Origin of the sequence: Clostridium magnum DSM 2767 (assembly GCF_001623875.1) — a bacterium.
Lineage (GTDB): Bacteria > Bacillota > Clostridia > Clostridiales > Clostridiaceae > Clostridium_AM > Clostridium_AM magnum.
Genome location: NZ_LWAE01000005.1, coordinates 283,227 through 307,010 on the forward strand (window position 1 = coordinate 283,227; position 23,784 = coordinate 307,010).

General features: G+C 31.9%; 28 protein-coding genes, 1 other RNA gene and 1 pseudogene. 23 read left to right on the forward strand and 7 right to left on the reverse strand.

What is annotated here, in order from left to right; genetic code table 11:
* The first annotated feature begins 172 nt into the window (after positions 1–172).
* The 9 genes from CLMAG_RS20275 to CLMAG_RS20310 all read left to right on the forward strand — a co-directional run bounded on the left by CLMAG_RS20275 (position 173) and on the right by CLMAG_RS20310 (position 6,507).
* Positions 173–700 (forward strand): VanZ family protein, encoded by a 528-nt coding sequence (locus CLMAG_RS20275; RefSeq protein WP_066626744.1) that lies wholly within the window; start codon positions 173–175, stop codon positions 698–700.
* Positions 701–887: 187 nt separating this feature from the next.
* Positions 888–1,481: an alpha/beta hydrolase family protein gene (locus CLMAG_RS20280; RefSeq protein WP_242873089.1), complete on the forward strand. Its 594-nt coding sequence runs from the start codon at positions 888–890 to the stop codon at positions 1,479–1,481.
* 127 nt (positions 1,482–1,608) lie between these two features.
* Positions 1,609–2,586 carry an L-lactate dehydrogenase gene (locus tag CLMAG_RS20285; RefSeq protein ID WP_066626746.1) on the forward strand — a complete coding sequence of 326 codons (978 nt, stop codon included), beginning with the start codon at positions 1,609–1,611 and terminating at the stop codon, positions 2,584–2,586.
* 145 nt (positions 2,587–2,731) lie between these two features.
* On the forward strand, positions 2,732–3,181 hold the full coding sequence (locus CLMAG_RS20290) for a hypothetical protein (RefSeq protein ID WP_066626748.1): 450 nt from the start codon (positions 2,732–2,734) through the stop codon (positions 3,179–3,181).
* Between the two features lie 278 nt (positions 3,182–3,459).
* Positions 3,460–3,812: a transfer-messenger RNA gene (gene ssrA, locus CLMAG_RS20295) on the forward strand.
* Positions 3,813–4,436: 624 nt separating this feature from the next.
* Entirely contained in the window at positions 4,437–4,994 is a 558-nt protein-coding gene (locus CLMAG_RS20300; RefSeq protein WP_066626750.1) for a lysozyme inhibitor LprI family protein, read from the forward strand.
* Positions 4,995–5,271: 277 nt separating this feature from the next.
* Positions 5,272–5,454, forward strand: coding sequence for a hypothetical protein (locus CLMAG_RS33890; RefSeq protein WP_242873090.1), 183 nt, complete (start codon positions 5,272–5,274; stop codon positions 5,452–5,454).
* A gap of 115 nt (positions 5,455–5,569) precedes the next feature.
* On the forward strand, positions 5,570–5,914 hold the full coding sequence (locus CLMAG_RS33895; protein WP_242873091.1) for a DUF2087 domain-containing protein: 345 nt from the start codon (positions 5,570–5,572) through the stop codon (positions 5,912–5,914).
* Between the two features lie 68 nt (positions 5,915–5,982).
* Complete coding sequence (locus CLMAG_RS20310) at positions 5,983–6,507, forward strand: VanZ family protein (protein ID WP_066627055.1); 525 nt, start codon at positions 5,983–5,985, stop codon at positions 6,505–6,507.
* A 141-nt stretch (positions 6,508–6,648) separates the two neighbouring features.
* Here CLMAG_RS20310 and CLMAG_RS20315 read toward each other — a convergent pair whose 3' ends face one another.
* Positions 6,649–8,388: an ABC-F family ATP-binding cassette domain-containing protein gene (locus CLMAG_RS20315; protein WP_066627056.1), complete on the reverse strand. Its 1,740-nt coding sequence runs from the start codon at positions 8,386–8,388 to the stop codon at positions 6,649–6,651.
* 301 nt (positions 8,389–8,689) lie between these two features.
* Between CLMAG_RS20315 and CLMAG_RS34450 the strand changes: the two genes are divergently transcribed.
* The 5 genes from CLMAG_RS34450 to CLMAG_RS20330 all read left to right on the forward strand — a co-directional run bounded on the left by CLMAG_RS34450 (position 8,690) and on the right by CLMAG_RS20330 (position 11,121).
* A complete protein-coding gene (locus CLMAG_RS34450; RefSeq protein WP_278331221.1) occupies positions 8,690–8,815 on the forward strand; it encodes a hypothetical protein in 126 nt (41 codons plus the stop codon).
* Positions 8,816–8,907: 92 nt separating this feature from the next.
* Positions 8,908–9,492: an efflux RND transporter periplasmic adaptor subunit gene (locus tag CLMAG_RS20320; protein ID WP_066626752.1), complete on the forward strand. Its 585-nt coding sequence runs from the start codon at positions 8,908–8,910 to the stop codon at positions 9,490–9,492.
* Between the two features lie 88 nt (positions 9,493–9,580).
* Positions 9,581–9,799 carry a TetR/AcrR family transcriptional regulator gene (locus CLMAG_RS33900; protein WP_242873092.1) on the forward strand — a complete coding sequence of 73 codons (219 nt, stop codon included), beginning with the start codon at positions 9,581–9,583 and terminating at the stop codon, positions 9,797–9,799.
* A 33-nt stretch (positions 9,800–9,832) separates the two neighbouring features.
* Positions 9,833–10,210 (forward strand): hypothetical protein, encoded by a 378-nt coding sequence (locus CLMAG_RS33905; RefSeq protein WP_341420691.1) that lies wholly within the window; start codon positions 9,833–9,835, stop codon positions 10,208–10,210.
* A 56-nt stretch (positions 10,211–10,266) separates the two neighbouring features.
* The gene (locus CLMAG_RS20330; RefSeq protein ID WP_066626754.1) at positions 10,267–11,121 is read left to right on the forward strand and encodes an AAA family ATPase; all 855 of its coding nucleotides are present in this window, start codon (positions 10,267–10,269) and stop codon (positions 11,119–11,121) included.
* Between the two features lie 234 nt (positions 11,122–11,355).
* On the opposite strand, the gene CLMAG_RS20335 is transcribed toward CLMAG_RS20330, so the two are convergent.
* The 4 genes from CLMAG_RS20335 to rsgA all read right to left on the reverse strand — a co-directional run bounded on the left by CLMAG_RS20335 (position 11,356) and on the right by rsgA (position 13,689).
* A complete protein-coding gene (locus CLMAG_RS20335) occupies positions 11,356–11,799 on the reverse strand; it encodes a YjdF family protein (protein ID WP_066626756.1) in 444 nt (147 codons plus the stop codon).
* 329 nt (positions 11,800–12,128) lie between these two features.
* Positions 12,129–12,599, reverse strand: coding sequence for an aminotransferase-like domain-containing protein (locus tag CLMAG_RS33270; protein ID WP_073393152.1), 471 nt, complete (start codon positions 12,597–12,599; stop codon positions 12,129–12,131).
* A gap of 60 nt (positions 12,600–12,659) precedes the next feature.
* Entirely contained in the window at positions 12,660–13,067 is a 408-nt protein-coding gene (locus CLMAG_RS33275) for an aminotransferase-like domain-containing protein (RefSeq protein ID WP_066626761.1), read from the reverse strand.
* Between the two features lie 361 nt (positions 13,068–13,428).
* Positions 13,429–13,689: a GTPase RsgA gene (gene rsgA, locus CLMAG_RS33910; protein ID WP_278331263.1), complete on the reverse strand. Its 261-nt coding sequence runs from the start codon at positions 13,687–13,689 to the stop codon at positions 13,429–13,431.
* Between the two features lie 151 nt (positions 13,690–13,840).
* Between rsgA and CLMAG_RS20355 the strand changes: the two genes are divergently transcribed.
* Together CLMAG_RS20355 and CLMAG_RS20360 are read left to right on the forward strand one after the other, a co-directional pair.
* On the forward strand, positions 13,841–14,239 hold the full coding sequence (locus CLMAG_RS20355; RefSeq protein ID WP_066626764.1) for a hypothetical protein: 399 nt from the start codon (positions 13,841–13,843) through the stop codon (positions 14,237–14,239).
* A gap of 35 nt (positions 14,240–14,274) precedes the next feature.
* Positions 14,275–15,963 (forward strand): HAMP domain-containing sensor histidine kinase, encoded by a 1,689-nt coding sequence (locus tag CLMAG_RS20360; protein ID WP_423231087.1) that lies wholly within the window; start codon positions 14,275–14,277, stop codon positions 15,961–15,963.
* Between the two features lie 4 nt (positions 15,964–15,967).
* Here the strand turns inward: CLMAG_RS20360 and CLMAG_RS32605 are convergent, their stop codons facing one another.
* Positions 15,968–16,132: a hypothetical protein gene (locus CLMAG_RS32605; protein ID WP_161487008.1), complete on the reverse strand. Its 165-nt coding sequence runs from the start codon at positions 16,130–16,132 to the stop codon at positions 15,968–15,970.
* Between the two features lie 127 nt (positions 16,133–16,259).
* On the opposite strand from CLMAG_RS32605, the gene CLMAG_RS20365 reads away from it, so the two are divergent.
* Positions 16,260–16,487 (forward strand): hypothetical protein, encoded by a 228-nt coding sequence (locus CLMAG_RS20365; RefSeq protein ID WP_066626765.1) that lies wholly within the window; start codon positions 16,260–16,262, stop codon positions 16,485–16,487.
* A gap of 32 nt (positions 16,488–16,519) precedes the next feature.
* Here the strand turns inward: CLMAG_RS20365 and CLMAG_RS20370 are convergent, their stop codons facing one another.
* On the reverse strand, positions 16,520–16,921 hold the full coding sequence (locus tag CLMAG_RS20370) for a radical SAM protein (protein ID WP_066626766.1): 402 nt from the start codon (positions 16,919–16,921) through the stop codon (positions 16,520–16,522).
* Here CLMAG_RS20370 and CLMAG_RS33920 point away from each other — a divergent pair.
* The 6 genes and pseudogenes from CLMAG_RS33920 to chvE all read left to right on the forward strand — a co-directional run.
* A pseudogene (locus tag CLMAG_RS33920) lies at positions 16,916–17,038 on the forward strand (PadR family transcriptional regulator); the annotation flags it as partial. The gene CLMAG_RS20370 and the pseudogene CLMAG_RS33920 sit on opposite strands and share 6 nt — an antisense overlap.
* Positions 17,039–17,180: 142 nt before the next feature.
* Entirely contained in the window at positions 17,181–18,134 is a 954-nt protein-coding gene (locus CLMAG_RS20375; protein ID WP_066626768.1) for a D-2-hydroxyacid dehydrogenase, read from the forward strand.
* Between the two features lie 495 nt (positions 18,135–18,629).
* The gene (locus CLMAG_RS20380; protein ID WP_066626770.1) at positions 18,630–19,619 is read left to right on the forward strand and encodes a sugar-binding protein; all 990 of its coding nucleotides are present in this window, start codon (positions 18,630–18,632) and stop codon (positions 19,617–19,619) included.
* On the forward strand, positions 19,600–21,120 hold the full coding sequence (locus CLMAG_RS20385; RefSeq protein ID WP_082832020.1) for a sensor histidine kinase: 1,521 nt from the start codon (positions 19,600–19,602) through the stop codon (positions 21,118–21,120). The genes CLMAG_RS20380 and CLMAG_RS20385 overlap by 20 nt, the downstream gene beginning before the upstream one ends.
* The gene (locus tag CLMAG_RS20390) at positions 21,114–22,391 is read left to right on the forward strand and encodes a response regulator (RefSeq protein ID WP_066626774.1); all 1,278 of its coding nucleotides are present in this window, start codon (positions 21,114–21,116) and stop codon (positions 22,389–22,391) included. The genes CLMAG_RS20385 and CLMAG_RS20390 overlap by 7 nt, the downstream gene beginning before the upstream one ends.
* Positions 22,392–22,543: 152 nt before the next feature.
* Positions 22,544–23,641, forward strand: a complete 1,098-nt coding sequence (gene chvE, locus CLMAG_RS20395; protein ID WP_066626775.1) for a multiple monosaccharide ABC transporter substrate-binding protein — start codon at positions 22,544–22,546, stop codon at positions 23,639–23,641.
* The last annotated feature ends 143 nt before the right edge of the window (positions 23,642–23,784 follow it).

A 23,784-nucleotide genomic window follows, 5' to 3' on the forward strand; every position in this document is an offset into this window, starting at 1 on the left:
TAAATATCCGCATTACATATGTTAATGCGGATATTTATTTACATAATCAATTTGGATTTATCTAAATAATACTAAGGTGTGACGTAACTATAATTTACGACTAGCTACAGATTATTTATAAACCGAACGCCAGAGAATAAGCAGTGATGAAATGAAGAAAGGAGGCATTATTATGAATAAACGAGAACGAATTAAAACAGTCTTTTTATATGGTGTTTTCATTTGTTACATACTTTTTTTAATTAAAATATTGTTGTTATCAAGAATTTCGCATTCGGAGCTTAGGTCAATCAATCTCATTCCTTTTTATAGTATAACGGAATATATATCTGGCAAGACTGCGAATTTAAAAAAATTTGCTTTTAGTAATTTAGTTGGCAATATCGTTATTTTTATTCCCCTTGGTACATATTTGCCATTACTCAAAAAAGATAAAAGAGTAATCACTAATCTGTTGTTTATATTTATAGTGAGTTTATTGGTTGAAATCATTCAGGGGCTTTTAGGCATCGGAGCATCGGACATTGATGACATAATTTTAAATTGTTTGGGTGGATGGGTTGGTATTTTAGGGTATAAGTTTTTATTGTTATTATTACGAGATGAGAAAAAAGTACGTACTGCAATCACAATACTATCTGCTATAGTAGGATTACCTGTTCTATTATATTTATTATTCATGGTGAGATTGAGGCTCTGAATATCTTTATTTCATATACAAGAAGATACCTTACACAAAAATAACGTAGAAATTAAGCATAATCTACAGTAAGTTTCTTACACAATATTTATAGATTGCCTAGATATCATAAAAATATAATAGCTAGAGCATATTCTTATATTCTTCACTAATTATTATAAAACATCTTGCAAAAAATGGCTTTATTGTGGCGATGGTAGAGCATTATGGAAACAACAGGAATAATAATGAATTGAAAAACACCGAAGAAAATCTTATCCTGCGACCAAAACATATCAGCCTAACAATTGACAAACTTCTTTCACATAGTTTTTTTGGCAAACATATTATAGATGAAAAGGTAGCTGTCATAGGGCATTCAATGGGTAGGTACGCGGCTCTCGCATTGGCAGGTGGTATTCCAAGAACAAGAGAAGGTAAAAAAATAGAAACTACACCTGACCAAAGAATTAAAGCAATAGTTTTACTTGCGCCTGGAGCAGGCTGGTTCATGAATGGTTTGGATAATGTAACAATCCCTATCCTTATGTTAACAGCGGAACATGACCCAATCACTCCTGCTTGGAATGCCGAAACTGTATTAAAGAGCATTCCGGATGAATCACTGATTACTTTCAGGCAAATTGCAAATGCCGGTCATTTTTCTTTTCTTAGTCCCTTTCCGGAGTCAATGAGAAATCTGAAGTTCCTACCATCAACTGACCCGGAAGGATTTGAGAGAGAAAAATTCCACGTCCAATTACCAAAAGAGATACTTGCTTATCTTAATAAAAAATTATAATTAAATATTACGGTAGTCTGTGTTGACGTGGCACAGACTTTTTTTAACCACTACTTTTTATAAAATAATAATTTTAGTAAAAGTAAGTATAATATAGGATTAAGTAGATAAAATTGAGGTGGAAAATATGAAAATCAAAGGTACTAAAATATCCATAATAGGAGCCGGATATGTAGGCTCTACTACAGCTTTTACTCTAATGGAATCTGGTCTCGCTTCAGAAATAGTGATTGTAGATATTGATAAAAACAAGGCTGAAGGAGAAGCAATGGACTTATCACATGGTGTGTCTTTTGTAAGCCCTGTAGATATTAGAGCCGGTGATTATAAAGATACTACAGATTCAGCTATAATAATTATTACTGCTGGGGCTGCTCGAAAGCCAGGGGAGACAAGGTTAGATATGATTAATAAAAATTATGTTATTTTTAAGTCTGTAATCCCTGAAATCGTAAAATACAATCCTAATTCAATACTTTTAGTTGTATCGAATCCTGTAGATATACTATCTTACATAACTTATAAGCTTTCGGGCTTTCCACCAGAAAGAGTTATTGGCTCAGGCACTGTATTGGATACTTCAAGACTTAGATATATTCTTAGCAAAGATTTTGGTGTAGATGCAAGGAATATACACACTTATATCATGGGTGAGCACGGTGATTCTGAAATAGCTACTTGGAGTTTGACATCTGTGGCAGGCATGCAATTAAATGAATATTGTAATGTTGTGTGTATGAACTGTAATGATTCCTATAGAAAAAAGACTGTAGAAGATGTTAGAAATGCTGCTTATAAAGTTATTGATAGAAAAGGATCAACTTATTATGCTATTGCTCTTGCTATAAGAAAAATTGTAGAAGCAATTTTAAGAGATGAAAATTCTATTTTAACAGTATCCAGTTTACTTAAAGGGGAGTATGGTATAAGTGATATTTATATGGGAATACCTTCTATAGTTGGCTCTGATGGAGTAAAAAAGGTGCTGGAAATCTCTTTGAATCAAGAAGAAGCTTTTGCATTAAAAACGTCTGCAGAAACACTAAAATCAACATTAATCAATTCAAAAATTGATTTTACAAAAGGATATTCACCAGAATCATAATAACATTTTAGTCCTTTACTCATTCCTGATATCGCAGGCAAAAACATTGCTAACCCATTTGCTAGACACTTGGAATATAATTTGATAAAAGAAGGAATACTCCTTTTAACGCAGCGATTATTATGTTAAAAGGAGGGCGTGTAGGATGATAATTAAAGGTGCTATTGCATCTCCGGTACCAGAGATTAGTGGATATCTAAAAGATAAAATTGAAATGGTGTTTACTTATGCATTAAGTGAACACGAGGCAAAAGTATTATATATTGGATTGGAAAAATTAAGTACACAGATAGAAGAAGAAAAAGTAGCAAACATGCCTGAAATCAGCTGTATATTTACTAAGGATGGAGAAATTAGTATGGCTATAGATTCAGAAGATCTATTAGCAGTAAATACTAATAGATTGTGTATATATGCTATAGAGAGATGGAGAGAAATCGGAGGAAGTGATATTCTTATATTAATGGTTTTTTTAGAAGAATTATGCCACGTAATTTGGAATATAACAGATGAAATTAAAGTAAAATATAAAGTTTTTGATATCTTAAAAAGAATATGGCCAGATTTTAAAATTGAAGATATATATAAACTATAGGAATAAAAAGGCAATAATCGTTGAAGATATAATAATGTGTAGAAATCTAGGGGAGAGGCAGTAACTATCTTGTATAAACACTATAATGAAAATTACTGTAAAATATTATACCTTAAAAATCCTATTGATAGTATCTATGTTATGTTGTATTATAATAACTGTCAGAGAGATAAAAGTTCTCAAAAATGATAGTTTTTAATAGTATAATTTAACAAAGTAGAATGCGTTTATATATGTACAACATACACTCATCACCCAAGTGTTATGAGTTACAACAAGGGGGCGTATTGGCTTCGACGGGGGTAGGTTGTATCTGGGAAGCGAGTCGAGGGAACCTGTGGACCCGCGTTAAAAAACTATGGGATTAAAGATAAACGCAAACGATAATTTTGCATTAGCAGCTTAGTCTGCTACGTTCTACCTTAGAGTACCGCGGCTTAGGATAGGGCGCCGATAGCGGTGAAACGAGCCTGTGTAAGCTTTGCCACAGGAACGGGATTTATGAAGCTACTGAAACTAGAAGCGTGTCCTTGGGCGTCTGGTAGAGGGAATGTTAAAATAAGGACTGCACTCGGAGATGCTCAGGTATTACGACTTTCGGACAGGGGTTCGACACCCCTCGCCTCCACCATACATAAACAATAGAAAGTCCTTCATTTCAAGGGCTTTTGCTGTTTTTTGGCTGTAGTTTATATGGTGATTAGGCTAAATTATTTCATTAAAGGTAACTTACACCGCCTACAAACCAAATCAGCCAAATCGGTATTTTGGAAGGCCGGGAAAAATTCATGTTGTAGGATATGTCCACGTTACTAAAGGGACCGGTGCTGGTGTGCAGATTCGAATTTTATAGATAGATTATCAATTCTCGAAACCTTCCTGTTATTATCCATGTATGATGTAACCTTCTTTATAAAAATTCATAATTAGCCTATTCGTCTATCTGCTATATTTAATTCTTATTAAGTATTGTTAAATGTGATCCAAAAGCATACATTAATTCTATTTTCAGTATAATTATATTTTGTATCCAGCAACTTGTTTTTTATAGTTTCTGTAATTATGTTATACGAAAAAATATAAATTTACATGAATATTTGTAAAGGATAAGTTTCTTTAGTGTGGCTTCGAATTCAATGGTATAATTATGTAAAGGCTATAAGATATTAAAGTATTGCACTACATTTGTAAAATACTGTAGCTTATCTAAAATTGTTAGATTGAATAAAAAATTCATTCTTGGAGGAAGAGAAAAATGAAAAAAAGTATAGGAATTATAATTTTAGTTTTAGCGCTAAGTCTAGTTGGATGCCAAAGTAGTGTTGGAAAAAATGGAAATAACGAACCGTCAAAGACGGTAACAGATGATAATTCAAAATCTAAAGAGGAAGTTAATACTAATGCTCAAGAGAAAACCAATACAAAAACTGACCAGCCAAGTAATAAGCTGGATGAAGAAAGTAAGAAGAAAGAATATAGAACTAAATTAGATAACATTGAATTAGGCTTTAAAGATTTTGACAGTACTGAAAAATCAACAAAAGATATGAGAGATCACGCAAATGAAAGATATAAACAATGGGATGCTGCTTTGAACGAAATCTATGGTGTATTAAAAGGGCAGCTATCAGCTAGTGACATGAAAAATTTACAAAATGAAGAAATTCAATGGATAAAGAAGAGAGATGCTAAGGCTAAAGAGGATTCAGCTGAAATGAAAGGAGGAACAATGGAACCTGTATTGTATACTGGCTCATTAGCCCAATCAACAAAAGAAAGATGCTATGAATTGGTGGATAAATATATGAAATAATAAAGATACAATTGTGAAAAACCACTGATATCAAAATTTAATTGCTCAATATAATATTTATAACTAAAATGTATCAAAATATATGTTTAGCCTAATTATCTCGGAAAAAAAGTCCAAGTATATTGAAAAATGTCACATGAAGGCCAGAGAAAACGGTTTGCTTTACAAAGCACAATGGTACTTCGGAAAATGTGTATAGCGAAATTTGGATGCCGGTAATAGAAAAAATAGTAATAAGTGTTATTATGTCTATGAATTTAATAGACAGGAGAAAGTAATGGATGAGTTTATTCGCAATGCAACTATAGAAGATTTTAAAAGAGGGTATGTATGGGATAGTAAAAAAGCAGAATTTATTTGTTTAATATGTGGAGAATACATTGGTCAAAATGATGATAGTGTAAAAAAGACATTCTACAAACCATGGAACACCTATTCAAAGAATGCTTATGCTAGGTAAGAGATATACTGGATTGACTGAAATTCAAAAAGAGTTTTTAGAAATGGTATCAAATAAATAGAAGGACAAGGAAATTGCAATGAAGCTCTCCTGCGCGGAATCAACAGTAAGGAATATGAGATTTGCATTAAGAGAAAGGGCAAGACAGGCAAGGGCATTTTTAGCGATTATGGAACTAGTTGAGGATAAGATGCCTAAAATAGCAAACCCTAAGCTTCGTGTTTTCCCTGTTAAAGAAGAGAAAAGAAAAGCAGTGTTACCAAGATTTGCTGATTTGTTTGGGCCTGATAAAGAATATACAGAAACTGAAGTAAAGAAAATTATTGAAGCTATTTATGAAGATGATGCAACAATACGACGATACCTGGTAGACTACGGATATTTGAGTAGGACTAATGATGGAAGAAAATACTACAAGAATTGTGAGGAACGTATTATGAGCAATATAAACATGATATAAAATTTTGTTTTGCAGTACTATAATAATGAGTGAGAATAAGCAGGTATGAAATGAAAAATGGAGGTGTTATGAATAAACGAGCGAGAATTAAAACAGCCTTTTTATATGGTGTTTTCATTTGTTACATACTTTTGTTAATTAAAATATTGTTGTTATCAAGAATTTCGCATTCGGAGCTTAGGTCAATCAATCTCATTCCTTTTCATAGTATAATGAAATACATAGCTGGCGGCTCTGCCACTATAAAAAGATTCGCTTTTGGTAATGTGGTTGGCAATATAGTTATCTTTACTCCTCTTGGTACATATTTGTCATTATTCAAAAATGATAAAAGAGTAATAACCAATCTGTTGTTTATATTTATAGTGAGTTTCTTCGTTGAAATTATTCAGGGGCTTTTAGGCATTGGAGCATCAGACATTGATGATATAATTTTAAATTGTTTGGGTGGATTGATTGGTATTTTAGGGTATAAGTTTTTATTGTTTATATTACGAGATGAGAAAAAAGTACATACTGCAATCATAATACTATCTGCTATCGGATTACCTCTTATATTATTTTATTTATTAATGGTGAGAATGAGATTCTAAATATCTTTATTCCGTAAAAGTATAAACCAATAAAGTAGCAAGTGAGTCCAACATGTCCTCACTAGGAACCTAGGGTGAAAAAATTTCCACTCAGGGTTTCTTGTGAGCGAGACTATGCGCGAGGCTGACTTGCTACTAAATTTAGAGTAACTTAACCAGCTCATTTAACTCTTGAGATAAAGCCTTTGCAAGCGTAAAATCAGTATTTTTTAAAGCCAATTCTATTTTTGTTTCAACTAATTTTTTCTTTTGTTCAATTTCTAAATAGTCTCTGTCAAAATGACTAGCATAAATCATCTTTCTAAATTTTCGTATACTCATTTTTCTAACTGTCTTATCTTCAATGATTAAAACAAAATCCATACAGTTTACTATAGTATAGAAATCATGAGAAATCATTAGAATTGCACCGTTATAGTTTTCTATGGCTTTTTCCAGTGCCATTTGTGAATAGGTGTCTAAATGACTTGTGGGTTCATCAAGAAGTAACAGGTTTGCTTTACTAGCAGAAACTTTAGCCAATTGAAGCATGTTTTTTTCTCCACCAGATAAAGACCCTATCTTTTGATTAATGGCTTCTTCTTCAAACCCATAGTTTGAAATATATGCTCTAATCTCCTCATAGTTTTTAAAACCAGAATCTAAAAACTCTTCAAGTATCGTATTGGATTCATTTAGTGTTTTGCCTTGAAGTTGAGATAAATAAGCCACTTCAACCTGTTCATTTATCTCAATAGAATCATGATTATTTTCAAAGATTTCTCGTAGTAAAGTCGTTTTCCCAGTACCATTTGAACCGATAAGGGCTACTTTATCAGTAGATTTAATCTCAAAGTTAACATTTTCTAGAACCATATCATCAAAGGCAACACTGTAATCATTAACCTTTAAAACAATGGTTTCTTCCAATTCATTATTTGTAAATAAACTGATATTGGGCTGTTTAATATTTACAAATGGTGCTTTAATTCTACGCTTTTCTAATCTTTCTTGAATTTTAACTCTAGCATTTAGAGATTTCCCTTTAGCAGATTCAGAATTTTCAGTTGCGATAACTCTTAGTTTTTTTATTAACTTCTCGTTTCTCTTAAGTTCTTCATTATCAGCAATAGCTAGTTCTTGTAACTCAATTTTAGTTTGAAGTAATGAGAAGTTGTAATCTATATAGCTTCCATCAAACTCTTGGAGCTCCATATTTTCAAGGTGCAGAATTTTGTTAAAACAATGATTCAATAGATATCTGCTATGCGTAATAATTAACATTGTTCCTTTGTGTGAATTAATTAGATTTTTAAGAGAATTAAGGTTTTCAAAGTCTAAAAACACATCGGGCTCATCCATAATCATTAAGTCTGGACTATTTAGCATTTCCTTAATTACTTGAATAAGCTTGAATTCCCCACCACTAAGTTCAGATATCATTAAATCTTTACACTTGATTAAGTTTGCAAGATTTAGGTTTTTATTAATGTTGTTTTCGAAATCATCTCCATTAATTGCATCAAATGCATCTAAAGCTTGTTGGTACTTTTCTAGTAAAGAATCAATATCGGTGGATGTTTCCATTTCAGCACAAATAGATGTTATATCATTTTGTAGTTTAATAAATTCTTCTCCTATATATTGGAAAACCGTAGTTTCTTTTGTTTTGTCTAGTTGTGAGAATTGACTTACATACCCAATTCTACAATTTGGGTCTATTTCTAACTTACCATCGAACATATATTTTTCTGGATCCATAATTATATCTATAAGTGTACTTTTTCCACTGCCATTTGTTCCTATAAAGGCACAATGCTCTCCATCCTCTAATGTAAATGAAATGTTATTAAATAGGTCCTTTTGCGGAAATGAGTAGGACAAGTTATCAACTTTTATCATATTATTACCTCTCTTTATCACTAAAAAAGAGCCTATAAAAATAAGCTCTTCAATATGTTCTCTTATCATTTGTAATTTTACACTTGATTTTTATGCAGTAAAGATACTCTACTGAGTTTAACATTGATAGCATAACACTTTTTTCGACTAAGTTCAATCATTTCATATCATAAAAGTTAATTTATCAAAGTTAGTAAGCGTAGAAGAGCTAAATAAGATTAAAAGCATTCCTCATGTAGTAGCTTTAGAACCAGTACTTGAAACAGGAGTTGAAATAACAAATGGCTGGAGAAGTAAGGATGTGGGATTTACTGCACTTATAAAAGAGCCTCAAATGTATAAAGTTGAAGATAAAAATAATAAACCTATAAACCTTCCAGATGGTGGCATACTTATAGCAGAAAAACTTGCAAATACTCTGGGGTAGAGACAAATGATAGAGTTAATATAAAATTTTTTTATCCTGGAAAGGAGAAAAAGGAGGTACCCGTTAAGGGGATAGTAGTTCAATACACTTCTATGGACAATTTAAATAGTTTACTTGGAGAAGGTATGGTTGCTAATTCTGCAGTGCTTAAGTTAGATAATCGGAATTATGAAAATGAGGTTAAAAGCAAGCTGAGAGATATGGCAGCAGTGAATTCTGTGGAATCAAAGACAGATGCTCTTAATGCTCCTTTGAAAAACATGGGGGCAACAAAGTCCTCCATAGGAGTAATGATTATAAAAGGCAAAATTACTAAAATAGCCCCTGAAGCAAAAAATATAACTTCATCATTGGGGGTAAATCAAAAGAGAGTCCCAGTAACTATTGAATTAAACGACACTGCAGGATTACTAAAGCCAGGTTATGATTTAGATATAAAGGTTATAACTGAAGTTAAAAAGAATACTTTAATAATTCCTGATACCTCTGTATTTGATTATAAAGGAAATTCCTGTGTATTTGTTGTTGATAACGGTAAAGCTGTTATTAAACAAATAAAGAAAGGTATAGAAAGTGAAAAATTAATTGAAGTTATAGGCGGGCTAAAATCCGGAGAGAAAGTACTGCTTAAACCAGATAATAATATAAAAGATGGAATGAAGATTAACTCTAAGTAAAGTTAAGCCTAGAGCCCTATACATTACTTATAGAAAATTAGTAATTTAGCGGCTTTAGGCTTTAGAATAAAATTAGGAGAGATTGCGATTGATAGATAAATTTGAAAGTTTGCCACAGGAGAAAAAGAAAAGAATATTAGATGCTTGTATTGAGGAATTTGCATTAAATGGGTATGATAAAGCTTCTACAAATTCTATAGTAAAAAAAGCGGGTATTTCTAAGGGGCTATTATTTCATTACTTTGGAAGTAAGAAAACTCTTTTTCTATATGTATTTGATTATTGTGCTAATTATCTGATAGAATAATATTATTTAGTAAAGAATTCAGAGCCAAAGGACATTTTTGAGAGAATTATGTGGGCTGGCATACTAAAAATAAATCTGCTTCATGAGGAACCTCACATGTATAAGTTAGTTCTTTTAGCTGTTTCAAACTCACCGGAGTCAGTTAGGCAGGAACTTATGGAAAGATATAACACTACCTATGTAAAGCACATGCCTCAATTTTTCGTAGATATAGATACGTCAAATTTTAGAAAGGATATTAATGCACAAAAAGCCATAGAGCTAATTATGATGTGTGTGGATGGAATTTCTAATAGATATATTCAAAAATATAGGAACATATCTGTAGATGAGGTTCTTAATAATGTAGAGAAGATTATGGAAGAGTATAAGGAATATATGGATATCTTGAAATTTGGAATATATTCTTAAGCAGACGAGAACTAATGTGAATTTAATTATATACTGTAAGAATGAGGAAGATGATAATGATTTATTTAAGTGTTTTTACGTTTCCAAATGATGAGATGGAGTTTGATTTTTTAATGGAGGAAAAGAGAACCTGCTATGATTCCTTTTATCCATTTAAAATATTATCAAAACATGGTTTTGAGAGAATTGATTTTGAGCCAATTACGATTTTATATGGTGGAAATGGTTCAGGAAAATCAACGGCATTAAATGTTATAGCAGAAAAGACAGGAATCAATCGAGATTCTATATATAATAAATCTAATTTCTATTCCGACTATGTTAATATGTGTGAAATGCAGCTTGAAGATGAAATTCCTGAAAATAGCAGAATTATAACAAGTGATGATGTATTTGATTATATGTTGAATATTCGTAACCTCAACGAAGGAATTGATCAAAAGCGAGAAAAACTTTTTGAAGAATATCTGGATGCGAAATATTCTCATTTCCAAATGAAGTCTATGGCAGATTATGACCAATTAAAAAAAGTAAATACTGCTAGAAGTAAAACCCAGTCACGATTTGTGAGAAGTGAATTGATGGCTAATGTGAGAGAATACTCAAATGGAGAAAGTGCATTTAGATATTTCATTGAAAAAATTGGCGAAAATGGACTGTATATATTGGATGAGCCTGAAAACAGTCTTTCTCCAAAACGTCAGATGGAATTGATGAAATTTATTGAGGACTCTGCACGGTTTTTGGGATGTCAATTTATTATATCAACACATTCACCCTTTTTGCTTGCCATGAGTAGAGCAAAAATATATGATCTCGATGAAGATCCAGTTGATGTAAAAAGATGGACGGAATTGGAAAATGTCCGTGCATATTATGAATTTTTCAAAAGATATGAAAGGGAGTTTTGACATTGTTGAGCATAGGTATATTATGTGTGTATAATCTACCTAATATTTCCCTGTGTACTACGATTGACCTTAAATATTTACAGGTTATTTTAGAGAGGCAGATTAATTCAAAGTTTACTTTGGGTTATCTGCCTATAATTTTTTTCTAAAATCACTGCCTACCACTGCTCTAAATGCGTATATTACTTGAAAGGAGATTATCAAAAGTCAAAGGATAATCTTTGTAATTATCACTCATATAAGAGTACTCTGACTAATGGCCTTTATGTTTTTCTTTTTCTTTTCCTGACTTAATTTAAATAGCCTTTCTTTTTTCTCGTCTTTTCTTTCTCTTGAAGTTATTCTTCTTTCTTCTTTGTTTACCTCATATTGAAGCTTAATTGCAAGTTGAGCTTTTGTACCTATACCTCTATTTTCTATTTCTTTTCTAATTTCTCTTTGGAGCCTTTTAGGATTTATTTTTTTTTCTTTCGTTTCGCCAATTTCATCAAGAATTAAGGATTTACTAAATTTCAAGCTGTAAAAGTTCTTCAGTATAAAATCATATACCTCATAATCCTTTGGTTCAGAACCAAATATAACCTTTGAAACTTCATAATTTTCTTCATGAATTTTTTCAAATACTCCTACCCAAAAAGCTTCTTCAAAAAATACAGTTAATTTAATGCTGGTATTCATTTTATATTTCCTCCCGTTAGATAAATTAAAATAGAGAATGGACGACCCCAGGAGGGAAGGATACTGCTATCTACAAAATATAGATAGGTTCGGACTACCTACCGAAACTGTGTTTTTATCTCCATGTACATATTATCATAGATTCAGCTTAATAAGCAATTTTCTCAAACAGAATTAATCAAGAAAATTAAGACATAATTTTACTTTTAGCAGTGGCAATATGCTATGATTCAAAGAACAAAGAACAAAGAACAAAGAACATAGATGTAAAATTGAAGAGATTTAAGAATACGCACAGTGATATATAAAGCTGTGCGTATTTTAAAATTTTAGACTTGAAACCAACATTCTTTTAAAGTTTTTATGGCATTTGGTATGTCTTCTATTTTTATTCCAGCAAAGCCTATAAAAATGATTGGTAGGGAATTTGCCGGAGGGTTTATCCAGTTAACTAAGGTTGGATTTACTTTAACACCTGCTTTCAAAGCTTTTTCAACCAGTTCTTGTTCCTTCATTTTTGTGTTAACTTTAAGTAATATATGAAGACCAGAATCAGAACCAATAACTGTTACATTTTCTCCTAAGTGTTCTGTTGCAGAGTTTACCAATATTTCTTGTTTTTTCTTATACGATACTCTTAATTTTCTTAAATGTTTTTCCCAATACCCTTCTTGCATAAAAATTTCAAGAGACTTTTGTAGTAATCTAGGTACAGGCTGTTCATAAATTCTATATTCTTTTTCATAAATATCAAGAAGCCTTTCTGGAAGTACTAGATAACTTATTCGCATTGATGACATTAATGATTTTGAAAAGCTTCCAAGGTATACGACCCTATTTATCTTGGCAAGTCCTTGTAATTATGGAATAGTCCTCCCTTTGTACCTGAATTCTCCATCGTAGTCATCCTCTATTATAAGTCCATCTTTCTCTTCAGACCATTGAAGCAGCTTTAGTCTTTTTGATATAGGCATAACCATACCATAAGTATATTGATGAGAGGGAGTAACATATACAATTTTTGATTCACTTTCATGCAAAAAATTAATATCTATGCCGTCTGTTTCTAAATTAATAGGAGTAATATTAAAATTAAAATGTTTAAATACAGCTTTTGCACCTAAATAACTAGGTTCTTCAAAGGCTATAGACATATGAATGTTTGAAAGTATGTGGGCTAATAAGGTTAAGGATTGTTGGGTTCCTGAAGATATTATTATTTGATTGGGTGAGCAAGTAACTCCCCTAGAATGATGAGTAGCAAGCAAAAACTGTCCGTTATACTTCCAGTTTTTGCAAGAGGGTCAGACACCATGACCGTACAGCATCCAAAACAATTTAGAGTACATCCATTACTTTTCATAAGAAACAAGAATCATCCTTATTACTGAAATCACACAATAAGGATGGTGCTTTTATATCTTAGATAGAACTCAGTTAGATTTTCTACTGCACTGCAATTGCAAGGTGTTTCTCATCTTGTTATAATAGTGATGGTTGCCAAGCCTATCTTTTCTTATTCTTACTTTTAATAAACTTATTAACTGCCTTCATTGCTCCCATACTACCAAACATTTGATTTATTTTTTCTCTCTCCAGTTCTCTTGAGTTGAGGCCGCTATACTTTATCTATTTTTGGAGCTTTTTGTAACTTTCTAAACGATCTATATCAATTAATCCATTTTCTATAGCTTCTCTAACTGCACATTTTGATTCATTTTCATGACGATAATCTGAAAACTTACATCTTTGAGCAAACTCTTCTATATCACTGGAGGATTTATCTAAATCAGCACTTACTATTCCAAGTTCCCTCATTCCAGGAGTATCTATCACAACTCCTCCTTGCAGTACTAAGAATAACTGTCTATGGGTGGTAGTGTGTTTTATATAAAAACTGTAACTTCTTTGTAACCACTCCTATGCAGAAAAACCTTATACTTTAGATAAGTTATCAAACAGCGGCATGGGATGTATATAGTTCCAAAGAATAAAAAGTAAAGGGTTGTTTGTTAACAAAAAAATAGTTAGGAGAATAATTATGATGAATAAACTTGAAAAGAAATTTAAGAGATGTTTGGTAGTATCTATGGCAAGTATTATTGCTATAAGTTTGATGGGGTGTGAGTGTAAAGAATTAGCTAAAGGGGATGCTGTAAATAAAGAAACAGTAGTGGAGAAAAATTCAGTAAATCAAAATAATAAGCCTGTAGATAAATCAAAAATTGATGATGGAAAAAGGAATTTTAAAGACTATATAAGCCTATTAGGTCTAAGTAAAGAAAAGCTTATCAGTACCCTTAAGGAAAAACCTAGTTCCATTGGAGAAGGTGGAGTAGAATTTAAAGAGGCTGGTATTAGAGTTTGGTTTGATAAAAAAAGTAATACACAGGTAGATCAAGTTTTTACTATGAGAAAAGATACAAATCTAATAGTATAGATATTAATAAGGATGGGGTTACAGAAGTGGGAGGGATGTATATTCCTAAGGGTTTTGAAGATGCAGCAATGGCTGAAATTCCTTTCATTTATACTTATGTTGTCTACCGAGGGGATGGAACAAAACAAACCATTGAAGAACGATACAATGATAACGGTCAGCACTTTTATATTACAATCCCGTCTAAATGGTATGCCAAGGTAACAGTTAAAAAGCTTGATAAAGGGGTTGAGTTGATAGCTAATGAAGATCAGAAGACTTTATTTGAGGTAATATCAGACGTATTCGTAGAAAAATTGAACTTGATCCATCAAATCCAAAGTATTTATGTACAGATTGGGGATATGGCTACTTATGGAAGGAGTAAAACTATGAAGCGTAAGGTCATTCTTTACTTTATGATCATCATTCTGCTCACCTTAGGACTTGTGATGATAGGGTTTGGTATTGGGATTAGGCAATATTATTATCAAGGAATTGTTAATACATTTCAAAACCAAGCGGAGGCAGTACCCTTTGTATGGGCAAAGCAAACCAATTTCACTAACACCAATTTGATGGATTTTAGTGATAAAATTATTAAAAATTATCAGTTTAAAGGAGCGGAATTACAACTATTAAAAAGAAGTGGGCAATTGATTCAATCATCTACAGGTTTTTATGAAGATAAAACCTATTCAGTAGATCCTTCTGTATTAGCATTGAAAACTATTTATAAAATTGAGAAAAATGGATATTCAGGTGAGAAAGTCATGTCTGTATATACGCCTCTTGCCTTTGATGGTCAAGTAGTGGGAGTTTTACGATATGCCACATCTTTAACAAAAGTGAATTTCTTAATTATCAATCTATTGGCCTATGGAATGATTATTTGCACAGTTGTTGCAGTTATTGTATTTGTTGTAAGCTTACACCTGGGGAATATCATAGTTAGGCCATTAAAGGATATTATTAATTTTACAAAGAAAATAGCTGCGTGGCAGTACAAGGAAAAAATTGAAAATGTTTATCCACATGAGTTTGGAGAAATAGCAAAAACACTTAATTATATGGGAGATGAAATATTAAAAACAGATCGTTTAAAAAATGACTTCATTTCATCAATTTCACATGAACTTCGAACGCCTTTGACAGGAATCAAGGGATGGATTGAGACAATGCAATCTCCAAATGGAGTGACAGATGAGGAATTAAAATTTGGATTAGAAATTATTAATAGTGAATCAGAACGTCTCATAGTTCTAGTAGAGAATCTTTTGGATTTTTCAAGATATCAATCTGATAGGATTAAGCTAATTCTATCAGAGGTTAAAGTAGATAAACTTATTCGTGAGGCGACCTTTCAACTTCAAAAGAAAGCAGAAAAAAAAGAAATCAGATTTATAGTTGAAACAATGCCTGTAATTATTACAGCAGACAGCGACAAGTTAAAGCAAGTTATGTTGAATATATTGGATAACGCTATTAAGTTTTCCTATAAAGATAGTACGATTCATGTTACTCAATCAGTTAACCATAACTTTGTTTTAATCAAAATTAGTGATACTGGTATTGGTATTAAAGAAGAAAACCTGGAACATGTCATGAAGTCATTCTATAAGATTGATCCTAAATCCATTGGTGCAGGGTTTGTAGTAAATAATATTATTTCCAGTTTGTGCCAGAGGATCATGGTGTCTGACCCTTTTGAAGAATTTGTGAACAAGTTCTGCTTGCTAAAGTAGTTGTTTAATACAATTTTATTTTATCTGGCCATGGTTCTTGTTTTGATATTCTCCAAGTTTTGTCTATGTATTGATGAGTATAAGCTTGTTCAACTAAGTGATATTTGTAGGTACCTTTTTCAGTTAATTCATAGCCCTCTTTTGTTCTGCGAATAAGCCCCGTAAACATTCCAAGCCATAATTCAAATTTAAATATATGCTCTAATTCCTTATTAAAAAGTCTTTTAAAGCTTTCAGTGTTAATTTTTAAAGTATAGGAATTCCAAAATAGCCAGTAAAGAGCATGGGTTCTTTTAGTGAAATTTAGAGTGAGAGAAGTTGGTATCTTATCATTATTAACACATTTTATATACTCTAATACTGAAAAAGTGTTAACCTTAAAGAAATCCTCTAAAAGAGTAGTAGCACTTGGACCAAAACCTATAAAGTTATCTCTTGTAATAGAAGAATATTTAGGAACACTTTTCTTGCCAAAAGTCCATACAGCAGTTCTGGTACATTGGAGCTCTTCACTTATTGTTTGAAGGTATTCCAGAAGTTCTTTTTTATGTTTTCTTCATAAAGGTTTACTTTTATTATTGGCATAGGAAAAATCAATAAAGGGATAGGTGGAAACTTGAGTTGCGCCTGAATTAAATGCCGTAATAAAATCACTTTTTAGATCTTCCTTAGTTTGTTCTTCTATGCCAAAGATAAGATCCACATCGATGGTAGTAAAGCCTGCAGCTGCTGCCATTTTTACTTTTTCAGCACCATTAATATACTCTCTGCCTAAAATCCTTAGGCATTTTTCTTCAAAGGATTGAATACCTATACTAACCATGTCAAAACCAATATTTTTAAGCTTCAAAAGAGTTTCTTCCTTAATATCTCTTGGGTGAAGTTCTATACCTATATTGGATTCTATATTAAAGTTACTTTTAAGTGCAGTTAAAATATCAGAAAGCTCTTCAAGCATAATGAAACTATTCCTACTTATTTTAGAAAAGTGTTGGAAAATTCACGTTCTCATCACTTAGTCAATGTTCAATGGTTTGAAGGACTGTTAAAAGATATAAAAATTCAAGGAGACTGAAGCTTAAAATGGCTGCACATATGAATTAGTTCTTAGTTATGTGCAGGCGTATTATGTCTCAATTGTTTAAAATTTCTACCAGTTGATATATAATATTATTAATAAATCACTTAGTAAAATATATAATATAAGAGGTGTAGATATGAAAAATATAGTATTTCTTAATTCAAGTAAAATAGATTTTGATAACAAGCTGGACTTTTCATTATTTGATAAGTTAGGTAAAACTACTAAATATGAAGATAGTAGCAAGGAGGAAATTTTAGAACGAGTTAAGGATCAAGAGATAGTAATTACTAAAGAGATGACAATTGAGAGAGACTTAATTGAAAAATTTCCTCCTTGTGTTAAATTGATCTGTGAAGCTGGTACTGGCTATAATAACATTGATATAGAAGCTGCAAGAGAAAGAAATATAACTGTATGTAATATACCGGGTTATAGCAGTGAAGCAGTAGCTCAGTTAGTTATTACATTTATATTGAATTTAACTTCATCACTTTCAGAGCAGCAAAGAATGATTGAAAATAAAAATTATGATAACTTCACTAAGTATCTTAAGGTGCCTCACTTTGAAATACAAAACAAAACTCTTGGAGTTGTTGGTACTGGTGCTATTGGTCAACAGGTAATAAAAGTAGCTAAAGCTCTTGGAATGAACATAATTATATACAGTAGAACTCAAAAAAATTTAGGAGATCCAGCTATTAAATTTGTAAGTCTTGAGGAACTCCTTAAAGAAAGTGATTTTGTCACTCTGCATTGTCCATTAACAAGTGAAACAAAGCATCTTATAAATAAGTCTAGATTAGAACTTATGAAGCCGAATGCCTTTATTATAAATACAGCAAGAGGTGCAATTATAAATGAGCTTGATTTAATTGAAGCCCTTAAGAATAAAAAGATTGCAGGAGCAGCACTTGATGTTCAAGAGCAAGAACCTCCAGAATTAGATAATCCACTTTTTAACATGAAAAATGTTATACTTACTCCACATATAGGCTGGAGATGCCTTGAATCTCGACAGAGACTTATAAACCTATTAGCTGATAACGTTGAAGCGTACCTTAAGGGAAGTCCTATTAATACTCATTAATAGACTTATACATAAAGCTTAAATTTGAGAGACTAAAGCACTAATCATTATAGGTTAGTGCTTTTTTTACCTAATAAGTCATCAATTAAAGTCCCACTAAGAGGACTGTCACAACTCGAAAATTATATAAAATACATATCAATGTATAGAAAGCTCAGTCATTTGTTTCCTTCGCTATGTTACCTATTATCCATATTCCCCTGTTTCTTATTTAAGGCAGTAGCAAAAGGTGTCTTTGAGTAAAATTTTAAGGGGATTTCAGATAAATGATGGAAGTTTTATACCAAATTCAATTTTTTAACAATATCCACGCCACAGATAAAGTAATATATGCTATAATTTAACATATAGTTCGAGCTGTGAAGCAGCACGGGTAAGCTTATTCTATAGATGATTAAATATGATGTGAAGAACTGTATGCCGTAATAGGGTATGTATGGTTCTGTAGAGGAGTATAGGCGGTGACGCCTATATTTACTCAAGAGGTGAAAATAAATGAAAAATTTCTCTATATTTATAAAATACACATTGTTTATTTTATACTTTATAATAATGAACTGGATGCTTCTAACTGCTCTTAGAGAGCCACCTATTATTGATGAAAAAATTAAACCTAAAATAACACTAATTAGCCATGTGTACTCAAATCCTTATTGGAAATATATAAAATTAGGCGCAGAAAAGGCAGCAAAACAAAGAAATGCTGTGATAGATTTTCAAGGACCAGATAATGCAAGCGTAGGCGAAGGTATAAAATTTATAAATATGGCCTATGCCGCTAAAGTCAGTGGGATTATTACCTATGTTCAGGATGAAGCTCTGTATAAACCTGTTATCGACAAAGTATTAGAAGGTAGAATTCCCATTGTAACGGTGGATTCCGATGCAGAAGATAGTAAACGTTTAGCTTATATAGGTACCGATAATGTCACTGCAGGCAAAGTTGGCGCCAAGGAAATGATTCATCAGGTTGGGCGTTATGGCAATGTGGGAATTGTTATGGGTGGAAAAAATGTTAAGAATCAAATTGAAAGAGTAAAGGGTTTCACTGAGTATATAGAGAGTAATTCAAAACTTAATATATCAGAGATTGAATCCTCAGATTCATATCTGCTGGAAGCAGAGCTTGTAACTAAAAAAATAGTAACAAATAACAAGGATATTAAAGCTATATTTTGTACTTCAGCACTAGACGGATCAGGTGCAGCTAAAGCATTAATCAGTATGGGAGCTACAGAAAAAATCAAGATTATTTGTTTTGATGATTTGCCTGAAACCCTTGATTATATAAAAAATGGAACGATTACTTCTACAATCGTACAAGATCCATATGGTATGGGATATAAAGCAGTAAATATAATAATGGATATTATGGAAGGTAAAGATACCAAAGGTATATTTCTTACAGATGTTGTTGTAGTTACTAAAGATAACATTGATGAGTTTAAAAAAACACGAGGAGAGCATGATAGTGAAAACCAGTAGTTTAAGAAGGAAGTTTATAATCTTTGTCCTTATCACAATTATTCCCATAGCTACCAATAGTATTATATCCTTTATTATAAGCAAACAAATAACCTATTCCTATGATAGTATGCTAAATAAAATGAGTATAACAAAGGAAGTTAAAAACTCTCTCAATGATTCTTTTACTAATTTTAATAAATACATACTTGAAAGTTCTAGAGAAAGTAAAGAAAAATATGAGACAAGCTACGATAAGGCTATGAATAATCTAATCTTACTTGAGGGAAAGTCTGACCTTCAAAGCAAATATATTTTAAGAGACCTGCAAAATTCTCTAAGAAGTTATAAAACCTCTGGAGATGCTGCTATTGAAATATCTTCGAAACAAGGTGGAATCGATGTATATTATGGCCATTATGTTTTTACCAAAGAAGTTTTCTCTTATAGTAACGTATTCCTAACACAGCTTAGTGAAAGTTATCTAAGTTATAATAATGAAATTTATAATAAGCTTAAAGAAAAAGAAAAGGCCATATATAAAGTATTACTATTCTACATAATAACTGCTTTGCTTATAAGTATACTCTATACTCTATTCTTTCTTAAAAATATATTGGAAAAACTTCGGGAATTAGTAGAGGCCTCCAAAAAAGTATCCTATGGTGATTTTTCATTTTATGAAGGAAAAAAAACTTTTATTTACGAGCTAGATATATTATCCGAGGCTTTCAGCACAATGATTCATGATATAAAAAAACATATAAGCTTCATAAAGGAAAAAGCGGAACTAGAAATCAACTTTGTAAAAGAAAAAGCAGAACTACAAATGAAACTTAGAAATGAAGAGATGAATTTATTAAAATATCAAAATGCTCTTAAACAATCTCAGCTAAAAGTTTTACAATCTCAAATTAATCCCCACTTTCTATTTAATACCCTTAATTGTATTAATCAGGCCGCAATAAAAGAAAATGCTCTGCAAACAGAAAGTCTTATTACATCAGTTTCGGGAATACTTCGGTACAGCCTCCGAATGATGGACAGAAATGCCTCAATGGAAGAAGAGGTTACTGTGGTTAAGCAATATATGTTTATTCAGCAATTAAGATTTGAGGATCGGATTAAATTTAATCTCCACGTAAGAGGAGATTTATCAAAAGTATTAGTTCCTGGAATGACCCTTCAGCCCTTTGTTGAAAATGCATTTATACATGGTATAGAGCCTAAAGAAGAAGGGGGCGTTATAAATATTGATATTTGGGAGCAAGGAGATGTATGTACGGTGCTAATAGAGGATACTGGTTGTGGTATTGATGAGGAAACCTTAAATAAAATTGTTTCAGAAGATATTGGATTTGAGCATATTGGACATACAACAGGAATGGGTATAAGAAGTGTAGTTCAAAGGCTTGAACTAATTTATGAACAAAAAAATATTTTTAGAATAGAGAGTGAAAAAGACGTTGGTACAAAGGTTTATTTGAAGATCCCTATAAAGGAGTTGAAGGATATATGTTAAAATTACTTATAGCTGATGATGAAAAATATGATAGAGATTCAATACTTAGTATACTCAATGCTGCATTTGCGGATAGTCTTGAAATAAGTGAAGCTAAAAATGGAAGAGAAGCAATAGAAATAGCAGAAAGGATACGACCGGACATCATTATTACAGATATAAAAATGCCTGGTATCAATGGACTTAAAGCGATACAAGAAATTAATAAGTTTCTTCCAAGTACCTATTTTATCATTCTCACAGCTTATGATTATTTTGATTTTGCAGTGGAAGCCGTTAAAAATAATGTGAAGCAGTACATTTTAAAGCCCTTCAGCAAGACAGAAATTATAGAAAAGATAAAGGATGCAGTGAATTTTGTTAACAGTGAGAAAGAGAAACGAAGACGGGAAATTGAAAATCAGGAAAAATTTTATACCCTCCTGCCTATTTTGGAAAATGAATTAAGTTATTCTATTATTAATGATACCCTTTATTTAACTGATTACCAAACTTATAAGGGATATCTTGGTTTAGATTTTAAAAATGGGTATTCCATTGTGGCACAGTTAAAAGAAGCTCCTAAAGATGAAAACTTTAAATTTCAGCTTGGAGAGTATATAAAAGAATATATTAATCATAGATACAAAGCCATTGGAAGCTATCTCTTCACAAATAATCTGGTTTATTTTATTCAATTAAAAAATTTATCAGAAGAAATGAACACAGACACAGAAGCGGAAGCAAAACAAAATGCATTTACCCTTGCAGCTGACATTAGACGGGAAGTAAAGAAAAGCTTTGGTATATCGCTGCATATTGGTATTGGAATGTGTTATGGTGGTTTCGAGCTCCTTCACAAATCCTATGAAGAAGCCCGCAGTGCTTTGGAACATAAATCAGGGGACAAGGGCATTCATTATTTTGGTGATATAAATACTACTGGAAAGTCTCAAAATATTGACAGGGAAAAAGTTGCTCTTTTTAAGGCTGCAGAGCAATATATTATAGATAATATTCAAGAAGAAATAGATCTTGAAAAAACAGCAACAAAGTTTAATTTAAGCCCCTATTATTTTAGTAGAACCTTTAAAGAAACACTTGGTTTTAATTTTTCTGATTACATAAACATAGTTAGAATAAATAAAGCAAAAGATTTTCTAATAACCACCGCTATGCCTATTAAGGATGTATGTTATTTGGTAGGATATAGGGATCCTAATTATTTCAGCAAAGTGTTTAAGAAATATTCAGGGGTCAGTCCAACAGAATTTAAAAACAATAAAACCTAGGGTAGTATTTTCTTGCGCTACTCTAGGTTTTTTTTTACATAAAAACTGCGCAATATTTGATTATGATAAGGCAAGGAATTACGTTTAGTTAAACGTATACATATTGTATTATTAGAATATACTAAATATTCGTATATTAAGGGGGAACTAAAATGAAAAAATTACTTTCCACAATGCTAGCAGGGGTACTTGCTCTTGGCCTATCAGCATGTAGTAGTAAACCTGCCACAACGGCTCCAGCAGGAGACTCTGGCTCAAAATCAAATCTCATTGGTGTTGCTATGCCAACTCAATCTCTTCAACGTTGGAACCAAGATGGTGAAAACATGAAGAAACAGCTTGAAGCTAAAAATTACAAAGTTGATTTGCAATATGCAAACAATGATGTAAACACCCAAGTGCAATCTATTGAAAACATGATTACAAAAAAATGTAAAGTTCTTGTGGTTGCAGCTATTGATGGTGCCGCTCTTACAGATGTTTTAAAAAAAGCAGCAGATAATGGAATCAAAGTTATCGCTTATGATCGATTGATTATGAAAACTCCAAATGTAGATTACTATGCAACCTTTGATAACTTCAAAGTAGGCGTAATTCAAGGTCAATATATTGAAAAGAAACTTGGACTTAAAGAAGGAAAAGGTCCTTTCAATATTGAATTGTTTGGTGGTTCACCAGATGATAACAATGCAACCTTTTTCTATAAAGGCGCTATGAGCGTACTACAACCATATATTGACAATGGCAAACTTGTTGTAGGTAGCAAACAAAAAGATTTTACAACTATCGCTATTCAAGGTTGGGATTCAGCAAAAGCACAAGCAAGAATGGATAATCTAATTACATCAACTTATTCAAAAGGAACAAAGCTTGATGTTGTTCTTTCTCCAAATGATAGTTTAGCAATCGGTATCGTTGCTTCTCTTAAAAATGCCGGTTACGGTACTGCAGATAAGCCATATCCAGTTTTAACTGGTCAAGACTGTGACAAACCAAACGTGCTTGCAATGATCCATGATCAACAATCAATGTCTATTTTCAAAGATACAAGAACACTTGCAAGTAAAGTTGTTGAAATGGTGGATGCAATACTTCAAGGTAAACAAGCTGATGTAAATGACACAAAAACATACAACAATGGTTCAAAAGTTGTACCATCATTCCTTTGCGATCCTGTTTACGCAGACAAAGAAAACTACAAGAAAATCCTTATAGATAGTGGATATTATAAAGAGTCTGATTTGAAGTAGAAATTAAAAACAGTTGTATTTTTAAAGCCGGAGACCTTTCATTAGGTATTCGGCTTTCAGATATCAAAATAAGGCATCTGAAAATAAATAACAAGTCAAAGATGCGACGGATATTTTGAGTCAGACAAGGAGACAGGTTCCGC